Origin of the sequence: Sphingomonas sp. Root720 (assembly GCF_001428605.1) — a bacterium.
Taxonomy (GTDB): domain Bacteria; phylum Pseudomonadota; class Alphaproteobacteria; order Sphingomonadales; family Sphingomonadaceae; genus Rhizorhabdus.
Genome location: NZ_LMID01000017.1, coordinates 21,357 through 35,531, shown reverse-complemented (window position 1 = coordinate 35,531; position 14,175 = coordinate 21,357). Strand labels below are relative to the sequence as shown.

Here is a 14,175-nt window from a genome sequence, read left to right as displayed (position 1 = left end):
TAGGAGAGGCAAATGATGGACATTCCTGATCCAAGGAGTGAGCCCGATGCTCATTTTATTGAGGAAATTCGCGCGCGTTATCCGGTTGAGCGGGAGATAGATCGCATATTGAGCCGAAAGATGGCGCACCGCAGTGGTCCAGGCTATTCGACGCTCCCGCTAGACGCTCTCATCAACGGTACCCGCGCACTCATTGCCAGCGAGGTGAAGGAGGAGTTCGCGCTTCATAATCCTCGCTGGCTGCAAGGCGGTGCATCGAAGCTACAGATGGCTTTCGACTTCGAATGGGGCGGTGCCGGGAGCAAGGACAGGCAGCGAACCCCCATGGTGTTGCGGATGGAACCCCCAGAAGCAATTGTTGAGACCAGTCGTCGAAGGGAAATCGAAATACTCCGATTGATGGACGGCGTCGTCCCAGTCCCTCCATGCTACTGGGTGGATCCAGATGGGAAATATCTTCCTCATCCTGCGCTGATCTATGGCTTTGCCGAAGGACGCTCACGCCCCAAAGTCGCGCCATCCGAGCAAGTTTCCGGAATAGGAATCAATTTCGGATCACAACTTCGCCAAGTTCTGGCTGAGCAGTTTGTCGACGGAATGGCGCGCATCCATACGGTGTCGAACGAGCGAATCGTCGCGCTGAGACATTTCGAGGCGGCACACGTCCAATCGAACGAAAGCATAAAACGGCAGGTCAACTGGTGGCGTCGCGTTTGGGAGGAGGACCGACCGGTGGCGATGCCACTTGTGGATGTTGCCTATCAGTGGTTGCTAGAAAACGCCCTGCCGCTTGATCATGTTTCAATAGTGCATGGCGATTTTCGCGCCGGCAATTTTCTATTCCATGAGGGGAGAGGCGAGATCACTGCCTGGCTTGATTGGGAGCTTGCAGTTCTGGGAGATCGTCACCAGGACTTGAGCTGGGCGACAGGAACACATTTTGGGCATTATGCAGAAGATAAGCAAACATTCTTAGCTTGTGGTCTGCTACCGACCGACGAATTGTTTGAGCGATATGAAAAGGCATCGGGATTAACAGTCGACTCAGTTCGTCTTCGGTATTTCCGTGTTTTCAACGATTTCACGACGACGATTCATATGCTCGCTACCGCCGATCGTGTAGCTCGGGGCGGGAAAACTCACCAAGATATCGTTGTTGCGTGGATATTGATGCTCGGCAACGTGCTCGCTGGAAAACTGCGCGACACACTTGAGGAGATTATCTGATGCAACCCGATCCCGATCTTCAGCTAAGAGTCGCGATAAAAGCTCTACGTGATGTCGTGATGCCTTCGTTGGACCCGGAGAACGCTCTTGCGAACGAGCAGCTGCAATTGACGCTCGCGACTCTCGAGATGGTCCGCTCACGCCTTCCGATGGTGCATGAGGTTGCCAGAAAGGAATTGGAGAACGCCGTCGACCTCGCGCGCTCTGTAGACCCTGAAGAGACCATTGCGGGAATGATTGCTTCTGCCGAGGAGCTACTCGGTGATTCTGCCAGCACCACCAGCGCAATCGATGCATCGCGAATCAGCCTACTGGATGAGGTTAGCAAGAGCTTGAACTGCGTGACTGATAGTGAAAGACGCATGGTCCTAGCGCGGTCAGTGATTGCTGCGTCGAAGTCCCAATGCGACCTCGCACGGGGATGGTCGCTGCCGGGAGGGTTCGAGCGCGATCCGCAAGAGGTCCCGATTCTTGAAGGCTTTGCCAATTGACATTAATTCCTAGTTGTTCCTGCGCCGCTATGACCATCGATCAGGCTGAGTTCTGGGCTGTAGAGTTGCTGTCCGCCGTCAGCACCAATGGCACAGATTTGAGGTTGTGATTTAAGGAGGGTTGGGGCTTCGTCGTAGTGACGAAGGAACGAAGATGAAGGCCCAACCCTCCTTGAAAAAATCTCCGACAAAGGTCCCTGCTGAGCGGGTTGTGAAGGATATTCGGCGTCAGACCCGTCGCCACTTCTCGGCTGAAGACAAGATCCGCATCGTGCTCGAGGGGCTGCGCGGCGAGGACAGCATTGCCGAGCTGTGTCGCAAGGAAGGCATCGCGCAAAGCCTGTATTACACCTGGTCGAAGGAGTTCATGGAAGCCGGCAAGCGCCGCCTGGCAGGCGACACCGCCCGTGCCGCGACCACTGGCAAGGTGCAGGACCTGAGCCGCGAGGCCCGCGCCCTGAAGGAATGCGTTGCCGACCTGACACTCGAAAACCGTTTGCTGAAAAAAAGCATGATCGCGGATGGGGGCGACGACGAATGAGGTATCCCGCATCTGAAAAGCTCGAGATCATCCGGATCGTCGAGCAGTCACACCTGCCCGCCAAGCGGACGCTGGACCAGCTGGGTATCGCCCGTCGGACGTTCTATCGCTGGTACGACCGCTACCTCGATGGCGGGCCGGAGGCGCTGGAGGATCGGCCATCGGCGCCGAGCCGGGTGTGGAACCGCATCGGCGACGAAATCCAGGATCAGATCATCGAACTGGCGCTGGATCAGTCCGACCTCTCCCCACGCGAGCTGGCCGTGCGCTTCACTGACGAGAAGCGCTACTTCGTGTCAGAATCCACGGTTTACCGTGTGTTGAGGGCCCATGATCTGATCACCAGCCCGGCCTATGTCGTGATCAAGGCGGCCGATCAGTTCCACACCAAGACCACCCGGCCAAATGAAATGTGGCAGACCGATTTTACATACTTCAAGATCATCGGATGGGGCTGGATGTACCTGTCGACCGTGCTCGACGACTTCTCGCGCTACATCATCGCCTGGAAACTGTGCACCAACATGCGCGCCGAGGACGTCACCGACACGCTGGACCTCGCCCTCAAGGCCTCGGGCTGCGACAGCGCCACAGTGCTGCACAAGCCCAGGTTGCTCAGCGATAACGACCCCAGCTACATCGCCGGAGAACTGGCGGAATACATCGAGGCCCAGAAGATGAGCCACGTCCGCGGCGCCCCGTGTCATCCGCAAACCCAGGGCAAGATCGAACGCTGGCACCAGACCCTGAAGAACCGCATCCTGCTGGAAAACTACTTCTTGCCCGGCGACCTCGAAGCCCAGATCGAGGCCTTCGTCGAGCACTACAACAACCAGCGTTACCACGAGAGCCTGAACAACGTGACGCCCGCCGACACCTACTTCGGCAGGGCACCAGCCATCATCAAACAGCGTGAAAGGATCAAGCGATAGACCATCGAGCATCGGCGCTTGCAACACCGCAAGCTCGCCGCCTAACATCAACCCCCAGACGAGGCCCGCACTCCGCTAATCTACGCCGCGAGTTGTGCCGAATGTTCTGACGACGGACAGGAGCCTCCTGAAGGGGGAGTCCCCGTGCCGCAGACCGATCCGCGTTTGACTGAGGCCTCGTCACCAACGGGGCGTTTGCAATCGATTGTGGTTACCTTCGCCAATGAACTTGAATTTTGGATTTGCCTAATGATGAATGAAAGAGATGCACGGGAGACGCTGCTGGCTGAGCCCACGGATGCCCTTGTGGCCCGCGCGAGGGCGATGACGCTCGACAGCTTCGGCTCAGTGGTGACGTATTCGCGCAAGGTGTTCCTTCCGCTGACGCAGTTGTGCCGGGACGTTTGCCACTACTGCACATTTGCAAAGGCGCCGCGGGAGGTGAAGCCGTACCTCTCGATCGAGGAGATGCTGGCGGTGGCGCACGCTGGCGTCGCGGCAGGGTGCCGGGAGGCGCTGTTCACGCTCGGCGATCGGCCGGAGGCGCGGTATGCGGCGGCGCGGGCCGGGCTGGCCGCGCTGGGGCACGGCTCAACGCTGTCCTACCTTCGCGAAGCGGCGCAAGTCGTGCGCGAGGAGACAGGTCTGCTTGCGCACCTCAACCCCGGCGTGATGGATGATGCGGACTATGCGGCGCTGAAGCCGGTGTCCGTCTCGATGGGGCTGATGCTGGAGAGCGCATCGGACCGCCTTTGCGAGAAAGGCGGTCCGCACCATGGCTCGCCCGACAAAGCGCCCGCGCGGCGTCTTGCCTCGATCGCGGCGGCGGGGCGTGCGGGCGTGCCGTTCACCACCGGCATCCTCATCGGCATCGGCGAGACGCGGGGGGAGCGCATCGAGGCGCTGCTGGCGATCCGGGAGCTCCACCGCAAGTACGGTCACATCCAGGAGGTGATCGTCCAGAACTTCCGCGCCAAGCCCGGCACCAAAATGGCGCAGGCACCCGAACCCGGCCTTGACGAGCATCGCTGGACCATCGCCGCCGCCCGCTTGATCCTGGGCCCGGAGATGGTGATCCAGGCCCCGCCCAACCTGCATGCTCCGCATGAACTCGCCGCGCTGCTCGATGCCGGCGTGAACGACTGGGGCGGAGTGTCGCCGGTCACCGCCGATCACGTGAACCCCGAGGCGCCCTGGCCGCACCTCGATGTGCTCGCAGAAGCGACACGCGCGGCCGGGCGCACGCTGCGCGAACGCCTTGCGATCGGCCCCCGCTTCGCGCAGGAGCCTGAGCGCTGGATGGAGCGCGAGACAGCAAAGGTCGTGCGCCGCTCGGTCGACGCGCGTGGGTTGCCGATCATCGATGGCTGGCATCCGGGAACGGACCTGCCGATGCCGTCCTTTCCGCCCGCGTCCACGACGGCTGTCACCACCGGGCTGCGCTCCATTGCGGAGCGCGCGGCAGCGGGGGATCGGCTGTCCGAGCAGGAGGTCGAGAGGCTATTCACCGCAGATGGCGGCGATGTCGCGATGCTCGCCGCCATCGCCGACGAACTGCGCCAGCGGGCTGCGGGCGATGCGGTCAGTTACGTGGTCAACCGCAACATCAACTATACCAACATCTGCCTCTACAAATGCGGCTTCTGCGCCTTCTCCAAGGGGAGCACCAAGGCCGAGCGTGGCCCTGCGTACAGGCTCGACCTGGAAGAGGTCGGGCGCCGCGCCGCCGAGGCGGCCGCGCGCGGCGCAACCGAAGTCTGCTTGCAAGGCGGCATTCACCCCGAGTACTATGGCGAGACCTACCTCCAGATCGTGCGGGCGGTGCGCCGGGCTGCGCCTTCGATCCACATCCACGCCTTCTCGCCGCTGGAAGTGACGCATGGCGCGGGTACGCTGGGGCTGCCCCTCCAGCGCTACCTCGCAATGCTGCGCAGCGAGGGGCTGTCGTCGCTGCCGGGCACTGCGGCGGAGGTGCTGCATCCCGAGGTGCGCGCGGTGATCTGCCCCGACAAGATATCGGCGGACGAATGGCTCGGCGTGATGCGCGCGGCGCACGCTGTCGGCCTTCGCTCGACCGCGACGATCATGTTCGGCCATGTCGATCGCTACGCGCACTGGGCCGCGCACCTGCTTGCGATCCGCGACCTTCAGGAGGAGACCGGCGGTTTCACCGAGTTCGTGCCGCTTCCCTTCGTCCACATGGAAGCGCCGATCTGGCGCAAGGGCCGGGCGAGATCGGGGCCCAGCGCGCGCGAGACGCTGCTGATGCACGCGATCGCGCGCCTGGTGCTCCATCCGCTGATCACGAACATCCAGGCGAGCTGGGTGAAGCTGGGCGAGGAGGGTGTCGTCCTCGCGCTACGCTCCGGCTGCAACGATCTGGGCGGCACGCTGATGGACGAATCGATCACTCGCGCGGCGGGGGGAACGAACGGCCAGCTCTGCGATCCACAGCGAATGGCCGCTCTGGCGGCGCGCGCCGGCCGCTTCGCCCGCCAGCGGACTACTATGTACGGAACGCCGGTCGCGGCTCAGCCCGCCGAAGCCTCAGGAGAATGATGCAAATGACTTCCATCGCGGTAATCGGAGGAACCGGTGCCCTGGGCAAGGGCATAGCGCGCCGCCTCGTCAGAGCCGGTCATACGGTGACGATCGGCTCGCGGTCGCCGGAGAAGGCGAAGGAGGTGGCTCAGGCGCTGGGCGTGAGCTATGCCGCAAACGCCGAAGCCGCGCGCGGCAAGGACGTGGTGATCGTGGCGGTGCCTTACGCATCGCAGCAGGAGACGCTGGCGGCGATCCGCGACAGCATCGGGGAGGCGATCGTTATCGACACCACCGTGCCGCTGGTGCCGCCCAAGGTGATGCGCGTGCAACTGCCACAGACGGGGTGCGCGGCGCTGGAGGCGCGCGATGTGCTCGGGCCCGACGTGCGGCTCGTCACGGCGTTCCATAACGTCTCGGCCCATCATCTCGACAGCGACCACGCGATCGATTGCGACGTGCTGGTGTTCAGCGACGATGTGCCCGCGCGCGCCACGGTGGTGGAGCTCTGCCAGGATATGGGCCTGCGCGGTTTGTCAGGCGGATCGCTGAACAATTCCGCCGCGGCAGAGGCGCTGACTTCCGTCCTGATCTACATGAACAAGACCTACAAGGCCGATGGGGCGGGCATCCGCTTCACCAATCTGGCGCAGGCACCAGCGATCCCGTGACCTGCCGGGTGGTGATCCCGGCGAAGGGCTCTGTCAGACGTACGGGGCACCGGTAGCCAAGGCTAGTGGCAACTTGTAGCATCGTGCGATGCCGCGCAAATCTCGAGCACTGCCGCCTAGCCCGTTCCGACGCTTCAACTCCGCACCCGAGGTGATCCGGCTGGTGGTGCTGATGTACGTCAGGTTCCCACTGAGCCTCAGGAACGTCGAGGACCTGCTGTTCGAGCGCGGCATCGACGTCTGTCATGAGACTGTGCGGTTCTGGTGGAATCGCTTCGGCCCGCTATTCGCGGCCGACATCCGGCGCCAGCGGGTGAGCCGGATGCGAGGCTTCCGCCACTGGCGCTGGCACCTCGACGAGATGTACGTGAAGATCAACGGCGAGATGCATTACCTTTGGCGGGCGGTGGACCACGAAGGCGAGGTGCTGGAAAGCTACGTGACGAAAACCCGTGACAAAGCTGCGGCTTTGCGTTTCCTGAAGAAAGCGCTGAAGCGTCACGGCACAGCTGAGAAGATTGTCACTGACGGGCTGCGCTCCTACCCGGCGGCGATGCGCGATCTGGGCAATCTCGACCGACGGGAAATGGGCCGGCACCTCAACAACCGGGCGGAAAATTCACACCTGCCATTCCGACGACGAGAGCGAGCGATGCTGCGATTTCGCCAGATGAAGTCGCTGCAGAAGTTCGCCTCCGTTCACGCCTCCGTCCACAACCATTTTTCCGCTGAACGCCACCTCGTTGATCGTCAGACTTACAAGCAACGCCGTTCGGCCGCCGTGGCCGAGTGGCGTTCAGTCGCAAGCTGAAGCCTGGCCGTATCAGGGAGCCGCTCGTCCACCGGAGAGCGGTTCGCGTTAGACTGACACCTCCCATGAGGGTAGTCGGATGGAAGGGGCGTTCGAGGAAGCTGACGTTCCCGAGCCGCTCCAGCAAGCGGGCAGCCTCGGGGTTGCGTTCGAGCCCGCTGCCCTGGTGCACGAGCAGCACGAACGGAAAGTCGGACCATTCTGGCTGGTCCGCGATCCATGCTTGCAGCGAGCCGGTGTCGGCACCGGTCAGCGCCTCCGAGGTAACGACCGCGAGCCCTGCGCCTGCCCGGATCTCCTCGACCAGCCGTTCGACCGAGGGGCATTCGAGCGCGGTGATGCCGGCGTTCGCCAGAACGGTTGCGGCGACGTCTGCATCCCGGCCGAAGGGCGCGAGTATCAGCGCGCGCTCCGAAAGTTCGGGCATCAATGGCGTTCTTCGATCAGCTCAGGTGCATCCCCGAAGAGGCTGCGCACGCCGCGCGCCATTCCCTGGAACGAGACCAGCGCTTCGCCGATCCGGACCCCGTCGGCGCCAATGCTATATTCGCGGATGGTGTCTTCATGCGCACCGGTTCGCTTTTTCACGACCGAGATCGCCCGGCGGAGACGGCCGCGCGTCTCGAAGTAGCGCAGCAGGATCACCGTGTCGGCGAGATAGGTGACATCGACGGGGGTTCGCGTATCGCCGACCAGCCCGTGCTGCGCGATGGTCACGAACGTCGTTGCGCCCTGGCGGTTCAGATACTGCAGCAGCTCGTGCATGTGCAGCACCAGGGCGTTCTCGCCCGGCATCGCGGCCTGGTAACCATTAAGGCTATCCACCACCACCGTCCTCGCGCCATTCTCCTCGACGCATTTCCGGACCCGCGCTGAAAGCTCTCCGGGGGTGAGCTCGGCGGCGTCGATCTGCTCGACCTGCAAGGCACCGGCGTCCATCATCGCGATGATGTCGATTCCGAGCCCTCTTGCGCGTTCGGCAAGGAGCCCGACCTCCTCGTCGAACACGAACAACGCCGCCTTCTCTCCTTTCTTCACGGCCGCGGCGACGAACGTCAGCACGAGAAGAGACTTCCCCGTTCCTGCAGGGCCCAGGATCAGCACGCTCGATCCACGCTCCAGACCACCCCCCGTCAGCGCGTCCAGTTCGGTGATCTCGGTCGTGACCTTGTCGCGCTCGAAGCTGGACCGGTGCTCGGCCGAGATCAGGCGCGGACTCGCTTTCGGAGAGCGTCAGATACAGCACCTTCTCTCCGTTCCGGGCCCCTTCGAGCAGGAACTGCATCGCGACCGTGGTCTTGCCCGTTCCCGGCAGGCCCTCGAGGAGAAAGACCCTACCGCGGCTCAACCCTCCACCGAGGATGTCATCAAGGCCCGGCACTCCCGTTCCAGCAGGCTCTTCGCTATTCACCGTACAACTTGCCCCCTTCGAGCACGGGTTCCCCCGACCGTTCTGCGCGCCCCGCGCCGCCTGACGACGTATCGCGGGGCAGGAGCGACCCTCGTTGAACATGCCGACAAAGCACCCAGCGAAGCCTGGATTGCTGCCCCACGGCGCCCCGCCAGAAAGGGTGCCGGATCAGAGATGTAATCGTCCCTGAGCTATATCAGTCTGTCATGCAGGTGCCGGTCAGCCGCTACCCGACTCGAGGAGCCTGGCGAGCTTTACCCGCCCGCCTGTTCCCCACTGAGCCGATCACCTCCCCCACAGTTTCTCGCCGCGAAGACAACCGCTCGTGGCACTTTACCCCGCCGGTAAAGTGCCACAGCTGTTCATTCCCTCCCGAGCCTCGCCGGATCGGCAAAGCTTCGGACTAGTCGTCAGAAGGCGCAGGACGGGCGGCTCCCCTTGCCAAATTTTGCCAAACCCCTTAACTATCGCGGCCATGAGCACGATGAACATCTCGCTGCCCGATACGCTGAAGGCTTTCGTGGACGAGCAGGTTGCCGGCCGCGGCTACGGCACGAGCAGCGAGTATGTCCGCGAGCTCATCCGCAAGGACCAGGACCGCCAGAGATTGCGCCGGCTGCTGCTCGACGGCGCTGAATCCGCCCCGGGCGCCCCAGCAGACGACACCTATTTCGAAGGACTGCGCGTGCGGGCTCGCCGCACGGCATGACCATGAAGCGGGTCGTCCCCCGCAACCAGGCCCATAGCGACATCGAGAACGCCATCGACCACTATGCTCACGAGGCTGGGCCGGACATCGCGCTCGCCTTCGTGACCTCGCTAGAAGCAGCTTACCGCGCGATCGCGGAGCAACCGGGCATCGGCTCTCCGCGCTACGCGCACGAGCTGATGTTGCCGGGTCTGCGACATCGCCGTCTCGCCCGCTTTCCGTGGCTCGTCTTCTACGTCGAACGCGACGATCACATCGACATATGGCGCGTGCTCGACGCGCGACGCGACATCCCGACGTGGCTCGACGACCCCGACGGCCATGAGCCCACGTCGCGCTGAGGTCCGGGCGCACAGGCGTTCTGGCGGCTATGCCGGCTTGCGAGCCAGACACGCGAAACCTCGATAAAATGGACGCGCCGCAAAAAGAGGGATTCACATGAGAATCGAGATGTGCTTGATTCGTTCTCATGTTCCAGCCAGATTTCCTCGCCGCCGCAGGCAATGCGGAACGAGCAGCGCCGCAGGATGCACCCGCGCTGGACCTGCCCGGCCTGCTCGATCGCCTGACGGCAGTTTGCGAGCGCCCACGCTACAGCTTCATGGTGCTCAACTTGATCGCGCAGGCTAGCGCCCAAAGCGGCTCTGCCGGCCCATATGTCCGTGAAGGTGACCGCCAGGTGCCGGTGCGGGACTGGCTCTGCGATGCCCTGGTGCCCGTCGCCCGGCGTGACCCCCGCCGCCTTGCGATCGCCGACAAGGTACGAGCGGAGCTCAAGCAGCGCAATGAGCTTCCGTCCGACACGGCGGCCGCCGAACGGCTGATCGCTGCGGAAGTTCAGAAACGGATCCGTCTCTCCGGCCGCACCAACGTGAGCCGCGCCGTCTCGGAACTCGTCAGGGCCGGCCTCATGCAGCGTCACTATCAGGGCTACCGCGTCGACCACCATAATCGCGGCGCCCAGCGCCAGGCCGTCTACACGATCACCGACGAGGTGCGGCGCGCCCTTCATCCGCGGTCGGCTGAGCGCAACCTCAGCGCGGATTTAGGAACTCGATGATCATGCCGGCCACTTGGCCACTGTGGCAGCGCCACTTGGCAATCGTGCCGGTGATCGTCTCGGCAACGGTCTCGCGGTCATGCCTGCAATCCACAGGCTGCGCTGTTAGCGTGATGCGGTGCCTGACAGCTTAGGTATTGGCCGGTGCCGTCGGCCGTCCGGCGCCGCCGCCCAGCCATCAGCCGCAATCTCCATTGCTTGTGATCGAACCTAAAGCCTTGTATGTTAGACAGGTTCGGAGGCTTTATGCTCAAGCTTGACACCGCGACATACTTGATCACCCAGGATAACTCTGCGGGTCCGATCGTTCAGTACGTCGACGACGGTTTTGAGCCTCACGATCCCGTCACCGATGCCAATGGCAATGTCAGCCGAGCGAGCGCGGCTGCCTATTTGGTCGCCTATGCACTTCTTGCTGGCGTAATCGGGTACTTCTTTTTCGCGCTTTAACACCGAGGTTACTCCCGCAGCTTCGGATCATTGAAGAAGCCGCGGTTGTGATCGCGATTCACCTCTAGCTGAATGTCGACCCAACCCTGCACGGCATTCGTCCGAGCAGCCCGCGCAGCGGCACGATCGCCCTCAAGGCGGTCCCCGCCGGCCTCGATAATGGACTGAGCGGCCCGAGGATCGCCGCCGGCCGGACCAGACGGAATGCCGGGTACGCCATGTGGACGATACGAGGCTGCCACGTCCGCCGCACTATCGACACTCGGCCTGCTCACCTCGACCAGGTTTGGTTCTTGAAGCTTGCCGGCAATCTCCTCGCGAATGTCGTCCTGCTTCTCGCGCATCCAGCGAGCGACCATCTCCTGCCGAACGGCACGCTGGTGGTCGCTGAGATCGGTCGCCCACAGCTCCGGAGCATCCAGACCCGGGTTTGAGGCCTGTTGCGCCCGGTACCACTGCGCTAGATCCTGGCTCATGTTCTCGCTTAGCTGCATGCCGTGCGTTTCGGCGTAACTCGCGTCGCGGGAGAGCTGCTGCGACAATTCCTCAAGCTGCCGAGCCGTCTCCGTATACGACCGGGCGCGCGCCAGCGCCTGCTCGTGGGTGAGGGAAGAACTGGAAGTCGTCGAGGCGCGGCTGAACACGCCCGAGCGATCATAGGTGCCATCGGACGACGTTGCGCCCGAACCGTTGGAGTGTTCGTCCCGGACCCCGCTACTTGCGGTGCTGGAACTATCAGACGAACGACTATCCGTCGTCCCATGCCGCAACGTGTCCTGCTGCTGACCTTGCGTCGTGACGGTGCCGCCCACTCCCGGCAAACGGCCGAGAACTCTGCCGATACCGCGTCGCCCGCCGCCTGCGCCTTGCTGACCACCGCCCAATCCTGCCGATAGAGAGCCGGACACCTGATTGATGGTACCGGCTGATCGGTCGTGCCCGTCGGACGAAGTCAGGCTCTGACCCGTTGACGAGCGATCCTCCAACCCCTGCGAGCTGCTGCCGGTTCTTCGATCGAACTGCTCAACAGACGTGTTCGACGAGCGGCCGCTGCTCGAATCCCAGCCTGACGAGCGCTCGCTGGACGTCCCGTGCGCACTCCGATCGGTCTTGGTCCAGGTGAGCATCTCCTGAGCCGCATTGTCGTAGGCTTGCGAATGACGGTGCGCCTCGCTCGCCATCTCCCGCCATTCCGCGACGGTGCCGGTTGTCACGGTTGGGGTGAATGAGAGCCGCGAGATCGCGCCACCGGTGTCGAACACTTCCTGGCCATTGCCGAAGCCGCTGATCACGGCGCCGTTGTCCTGGCGCCAGCCGACGCTCGCCGCGCCACCCATGAAGCTCGGCGCCGTCTGCCACTGGTCGGCCTGCCGCATGTTCGAGGTCGAGTTCGCCCAACTTACATTTCCGTAGGAGTAGTTGCCGGTGGTCTGCTCCAGCGCAGCAGCTTCCGCGGCATTCTGCGCCGGCGCCAGCATCGACGTCGCCTGTCCCGCGATCGACATCGCGCCCCGTGCAAGCCCGCCCGCCAAAAACGGGATGCTCATCAGCATGAAGCCGGCGATCGTCGCCGTTTCGCCGTTCACCGCGCCGATGCCGGCATAGCTTCCGAGCGACATCCCTCCTGCAGCGACGCCGTTCGAGGCTGCCTCGGCCCGGGTTGCGTGTTTCGGAAAATCCCGGACAGTGATTTCACTAAATCGCGGACAGGCATTTCATTGAATACGGGACAGTGATTCCGCTAAATCCCGGACAGGGTTTGGGACAGGATCAAGGTTAGGTTTTGTGATGCGCCGCTCTGGCATTGTTGCTCCTCATCGTTGCGATGGGAGGGGTGATGCCAAGGCGGAAGCAGACGAGACGAACCGACGTGAAGGACATGCGATCGATCCTCCGGCTGACCTACGATCAGGGTTTGTCGGTACGGGCCGTGTCAGAGCGGCTGAAGCTTAGCAAGACGACGGTGTCGACCTATTTACTGCGGGCGCGCGAGGCTGGGCTGACAGGCTGGCCGTTGCCGGCCGGCTACGACGATGACGCAGCGATCGAACGGCTGGTGTTCCGCCGTGTCGGCCGCCCTCCTCAGGATCTGGGCGAGCCGGACTGGCCAGTGGTTGCGCGGGAGATCAAGCGCAAGGGCGTGACGCTGGTTTTGCTGTGGCAAGAATATCGGGCTGCCCATCCCAATGGCTACGGCTATACCTGGTTTTGCGATCGGTTTCTGTCCTTCCAGCGGCGGACCCATGTCAGCTTTCGCAATCGGCATGAGGCGGGCGCTGTCCTGCAAACCGATTATGCTGGGCAGACTGTGCCGCTGATCGATCCTGTGACCGGCGTCATCACCCAGGCACAGATCTTCGTAGCGGTGCTGGGTGCTTCATCCTTCACCTTCGCAATGGCCAGCTTGAGCCAGCAGTTGCCGGATTGGATCGACGCGCAGTGCCGGGCATTGGCCTTTGTTGGCGGCGTTCCGCGCGCGATCGTGTGCGACAATCTGAAAGCGGGCGTTGCCAAAGCGCTATGGTTCGAGCCCACGCTCAGCGCGACCTTTGCGGCGATGGCCGAGCATTACGATACGACGATCCTGCCTACCCGGAGTCGGCGGCCGCGCGACAAAGGAAAGGTCGAGGGCGCAGTGTTGATCGTGGAGCGCTGGATCCTGGCGCGGCTGCGCAATCGGCGCTTCTTGGGGTTTGAGTAGCAACGGAACAGAAAACCTACATAAGCCAAGCAGCCGCTTATCTCCGGTCCGCGTTGTCATGGACATAACGGCGCAGCACGCGGTTTATTTCGGTCTGGTATCCCCCCGATTGCGCGTGATCCTTGAACCAGCTCACCACATCGGTATCGAGCCGCAGGGTAACGGGTTTTTTGCGCGGCTTGTAAAGACCGGGACGCTTTGCCAAAGCCCAATTCTCAATCGGTGCCTCGGGAATATCCGCCGTGTCGATGTCAGTGTCAGGCATGTCCACTAGCTGCGCAATTTGGGCCGCTATGTCAGCCTCAGTCATCTTGTGCTTCATAACGTTTCCTTTCATCGGCTGTCGCTTTTCGGGCGCTGATAATACGTATGCTGTTCTCATCGTCACCCGTGGGGAGCGTGTGGACGACCGTTAAGATCAATATGCCGCGTACCAAGCCAATCGCGTGCCAGCGTTCTTCGTCGTTTTCATAGCGATCAAACACGATGATATGGGCGGGATCATCCCAGACCAGCTCAGCCAGCTCGAATGCGACATGGTGCTTGCGCAGGTTGGCAGCGGCCTTGTCGTCGTCCCACTCAAATATCACAAAACTTCCTGTATTGACATTATCGTGCATACATTGCTCG

General features: G+C 62.6%; 13 protein-coding genes and 3 pseudogenes. 11 read left to right on the top strand and 5 right to left on the bottom strand.

The genetic code is table 11. The features are described 5' to 3' along the window. Positions 1-12: 12 nt before the first annotated feature. The 6 genes from ASE22_RS25610 to ASE22_RS25580 all read left to right on the top strand — a co-directional run bounded on the left by ASE22_RS25610 (position 13) and on the right by ASE22_RS25580 (position 7,214). The gene (locus ASE22_RS25610; protein ID WP_082545424.1) at positions 13-1,227 is read left to right on the top strand and encodes a phosphotransferase family protein; all 1,215 of its coding nucleotides are present in this window, start codon (positions 13-15) and stop codon (positions 1,225-1,227) included. Next, a complete protein-coding gene (locus tag ASE22_RS25605) occupies positions 1,227-1,718 on the top strand; it encodes a hypothetical protein (RefSeq protein WP_056366742.1) in 492 nt (163 codons plus the stop codon). The genes ASE22_RS25610 and ASE22_RS25605 overlap by 1 nt, the downstream gene beginning before the upstream one ends. A 154-nt stretch (positions 1,719-1,872) precedes the next feature. Further along, a protein-coding gene (locus ASE22_RS25595) for an IS3 family transposase (protein WP_156397755.1) occupies positions 1,873-3,191 on the top strand; the annotation gives its coding sequence in 2 pieces (ribosomal slippage) (positions 1,873-2,220 and positions 2,223-3,191; 1,317 coding nt in all). A 249-nt stretch (positions 3,192-3,440) separates the two neighbouring features. Next, positions 3,441-5,750: a 5-amino-6-(D-ribitylamino)uracil--L-tyrosine 4-hydroxyphenyl transferase CofH gene (gene cofH / locus ASE22_RS25590; RefSeq protein WP_056366733.1), complete on the top strand. Its 2,310-nt coding sequence runs from the start codon at positions 3,441-3,443 to the stop codon at positions 5,748-5,750. A gap of 5 nt (positions 5,751-5,755) precedes the next feature. Beyond that, positions 5,756-6,403 carry an NADPH-dependent F420 reductase gene (gene npdG / locus ASE22_RS25585; RefSeq protein WP_056366730.1) on the top strand — a complete coding sequence of 216 codons (648 nt, stop codon included), beginning with the start codon at positions 5,756-5,758 and terminating at the stop codon, positions 6,401-6,403. A 109-nt stretch (positions 6,404-6,512) separates the two neighbouring features. Beyond that, a complete protein-coding gene (locus tag ASE22_RS25580; RefSeq protein ID WP_156397218.1) occupies positions 6,513-7,214 on the top strand; it encodes an IS6 family transposase in 702 nt (233 codons plus the stop codon). Between the two features lie 426 nt (positions 7,215-7,640). Here the strand turns inward: ASE22_RS25580 and ASE22_RS25575 are convergent, their stop codons facing one another. After that, positions 7,641-8,336 (bottom strand): ATPase domain-containing protein, encoded by a 696-nt coding sequence (locus tag ASE22_RS25575; RefSeq protein ID WP_414886329.1) that lies wholly within the window; start codon positions 8,334-8,336, stop codon positions 7,641-7,643. Between the two features lie 151 nt (positions 8,337-8,487). Continuing rightward, positions 8,488-8,727 (bottom strand): annotated as a pseudogene (locus tag ASE22_RS28065) (ATPase domain-containing protein); the annotation flags it as partial. 373 nt (positions 8,728-9,100) lie between these two features. On the opposite strand from ASE22_RS28065, the gene ASE22_RS25570 reads away from it, so the two are divergent. The 4 genes from ASE22_RS25570 (at position 9,101) to ASE22_RS25555 (ending at position 10,844) form a co-directional block, all read left to right on the top strand. Next, entirely contained in the window at positions 9,101-9,334 is a 234-nt protein-coding gene (locus ASE22_RS25570; RefSeq protein WP_030541394.1) for a type II toxin-antitoxin system ParD family antitoxin, read from the top strand. Next, positions 9,331-9,675, top strand: a complete 345-nt coding sequence (locus tag ASE22_RS25565; RefSeq protein WP_082545426.1) for a type II toxin-antitoxin system RelE/ParE family toxin — start codon at positions 9,331-9,333, stop codon at positions 9,673-9,675. Before ASE22_RS25570 ends, ASE22_RS25565 begins: the two co-directional genes overlap by 4 nt. Positions 9,676-9,803: 128 nt before the next feature. Then, a complete protein-coding gene (locus tag ASE22_RS25560) occupies positions 9,804-10,394 on the top strand; it encodes a hypothetical protein (protein WP_056366720.1) in 591 nt (196 codons plus the stop codon). 246 nt (positions 10,395-10,640) lie between these two features. Further along, positions 10,641-10,844 (top strand): hypothetical protein, encoded by a 204-nt coding sequence (locus ASE22_RS25555; protein WP_156397210.1) that lies wholly within the window; start codon positions 10,641-10,643, stop codon positions 10,842-10,844. An 8-nt stretch (positions 10,845-10,852) separates the two neighbouring features. On the opposite strand, the pseudogene ASE22_RS25550 reads toward ASE22_RS25555, so the two are convergent. Beyond that, a pseudogene (locus tag ASE22_RS25550) lies at positions 10,853-12,505 on the bottom strand (conjugal transfer protein TraG N-terminal domain-containing protein); the annotation flags it as partial. 176 nt (positions 12,506-12,681) lie between these two features. On the opposite strand from ASE22_RS25550, the pseudogene istA reads away from it, so the two are divergent. Further along, positions 12,682-13,530, top strand: a pseudogene (istA, locus tag ASE22_RS25545) (IS21 family transposase); the annotation flags it as partial. A 52-nt stretch (positions 13,531-13,582) separates the two neighbouring features. On the opposite strand, the gene ASE22_RS25540 reads toward istA, so the two are convergent. Both ASE22_RS25540 and ASE22_RS26450 read right to left on the bottom strand, forming a co-directional pair. Beyond that, positions 13,583-13,867 carry a BrnA antitoxin family protein gene (locus ASE22_RS25540; RefSeq protein ID WP_010339846.1) on the bottom strand — a complete coding sequence of 95 codons (285 nt, stop codon included), beginning with the start codon at positions 13,865-13,867 and terminating at the stop codon, positions 13,583-13,585. Beyond that, positions 13,848-14,165, bottom strand: coding sequence for a BrnT family toxin (locus ASE22_RS26450; RefSeq protein ID WP_031290428.1), 318 nt, complete (start codon positions 14,163-14,165; stop codon positions 13,848-13,850). Before ASE22_RS26450 ends, ASE22_RS25540 begins: the two co-directional genes overlap by 20 nt. Positions 14,166-14,175: the final 10 nt, after the last annotated feature.

Bases quoted from the DNA above. Each gene is read 5' to 3' on its own strand.
- ASE22_RS25610 (WP_082545424.1), top strand. From the start codon at position 13: ATGATGGACATTCCTGATCCAAGGAGTGAGCCCGATGCTCATTTTATT.
- ASE22_RS25605 (WP_056366742.1), top strand. From the start codon at position 1,227: ATGCAACCCGATCCCGATCTTCAGCTAAGAGTCGCGATAAAAGCTCTA.
- cofH (WP_056366733.1), top strand. From the start codon at position 3,441: ATGATGAATGAAAGAGATGCACGGGAGACGCTGCTGGCTGAGCCCACG.
- npdG (WP_056366730.1), top strand. From the start codon at position 5,756: ATGACTTCCATCGCGGTAATCGGAGGAACCGGTGCCCTGGGCAAGGGC.
- ASE22_RS25570 (WP_030541394.1), top strand. From the start codon at position 9,101: ATGAGCACGATGAACATCTCGCTGCCCGATACGCTGAAGGCTTTCGTG.
- ASE22_RS25565 (WP_082545426.1), top strand. From the start codon at position 9,331: ATGACCATGAAGCGGGTCGTCCCCCGCAACCAGGCCCATAGCGACATC.
- ASE22_RS25560 (WP_056366720.1), top strand. From the start codon at position 9,804: ATGTTCCAGCCAGATTTCCTCGCCGCCGCAGGCAATGCGGAACGAGCA.
- ASE22_RS25555 (WP_156397210.1), top strand. From the start codon at position 10,641: ATGCTCAAGCTTGACACCGCGACATACTTGATCACCCAGGATAACTCT.
- ASE22_RS25540 (WP_010339846.1), bottom strand. From the start codon at position 13,867: ATGAAGCACAAGATGACTGAGGCTGACATAGCGGCCCAAATTGCGCAG.
- ASE22_RS26450 (WP_031290428.1), bottom strand. From the start codon at position 14,165: ATGCACGATAATGTCAATACAGGAAGTTTTGTGATATTTGAGTGGGAC.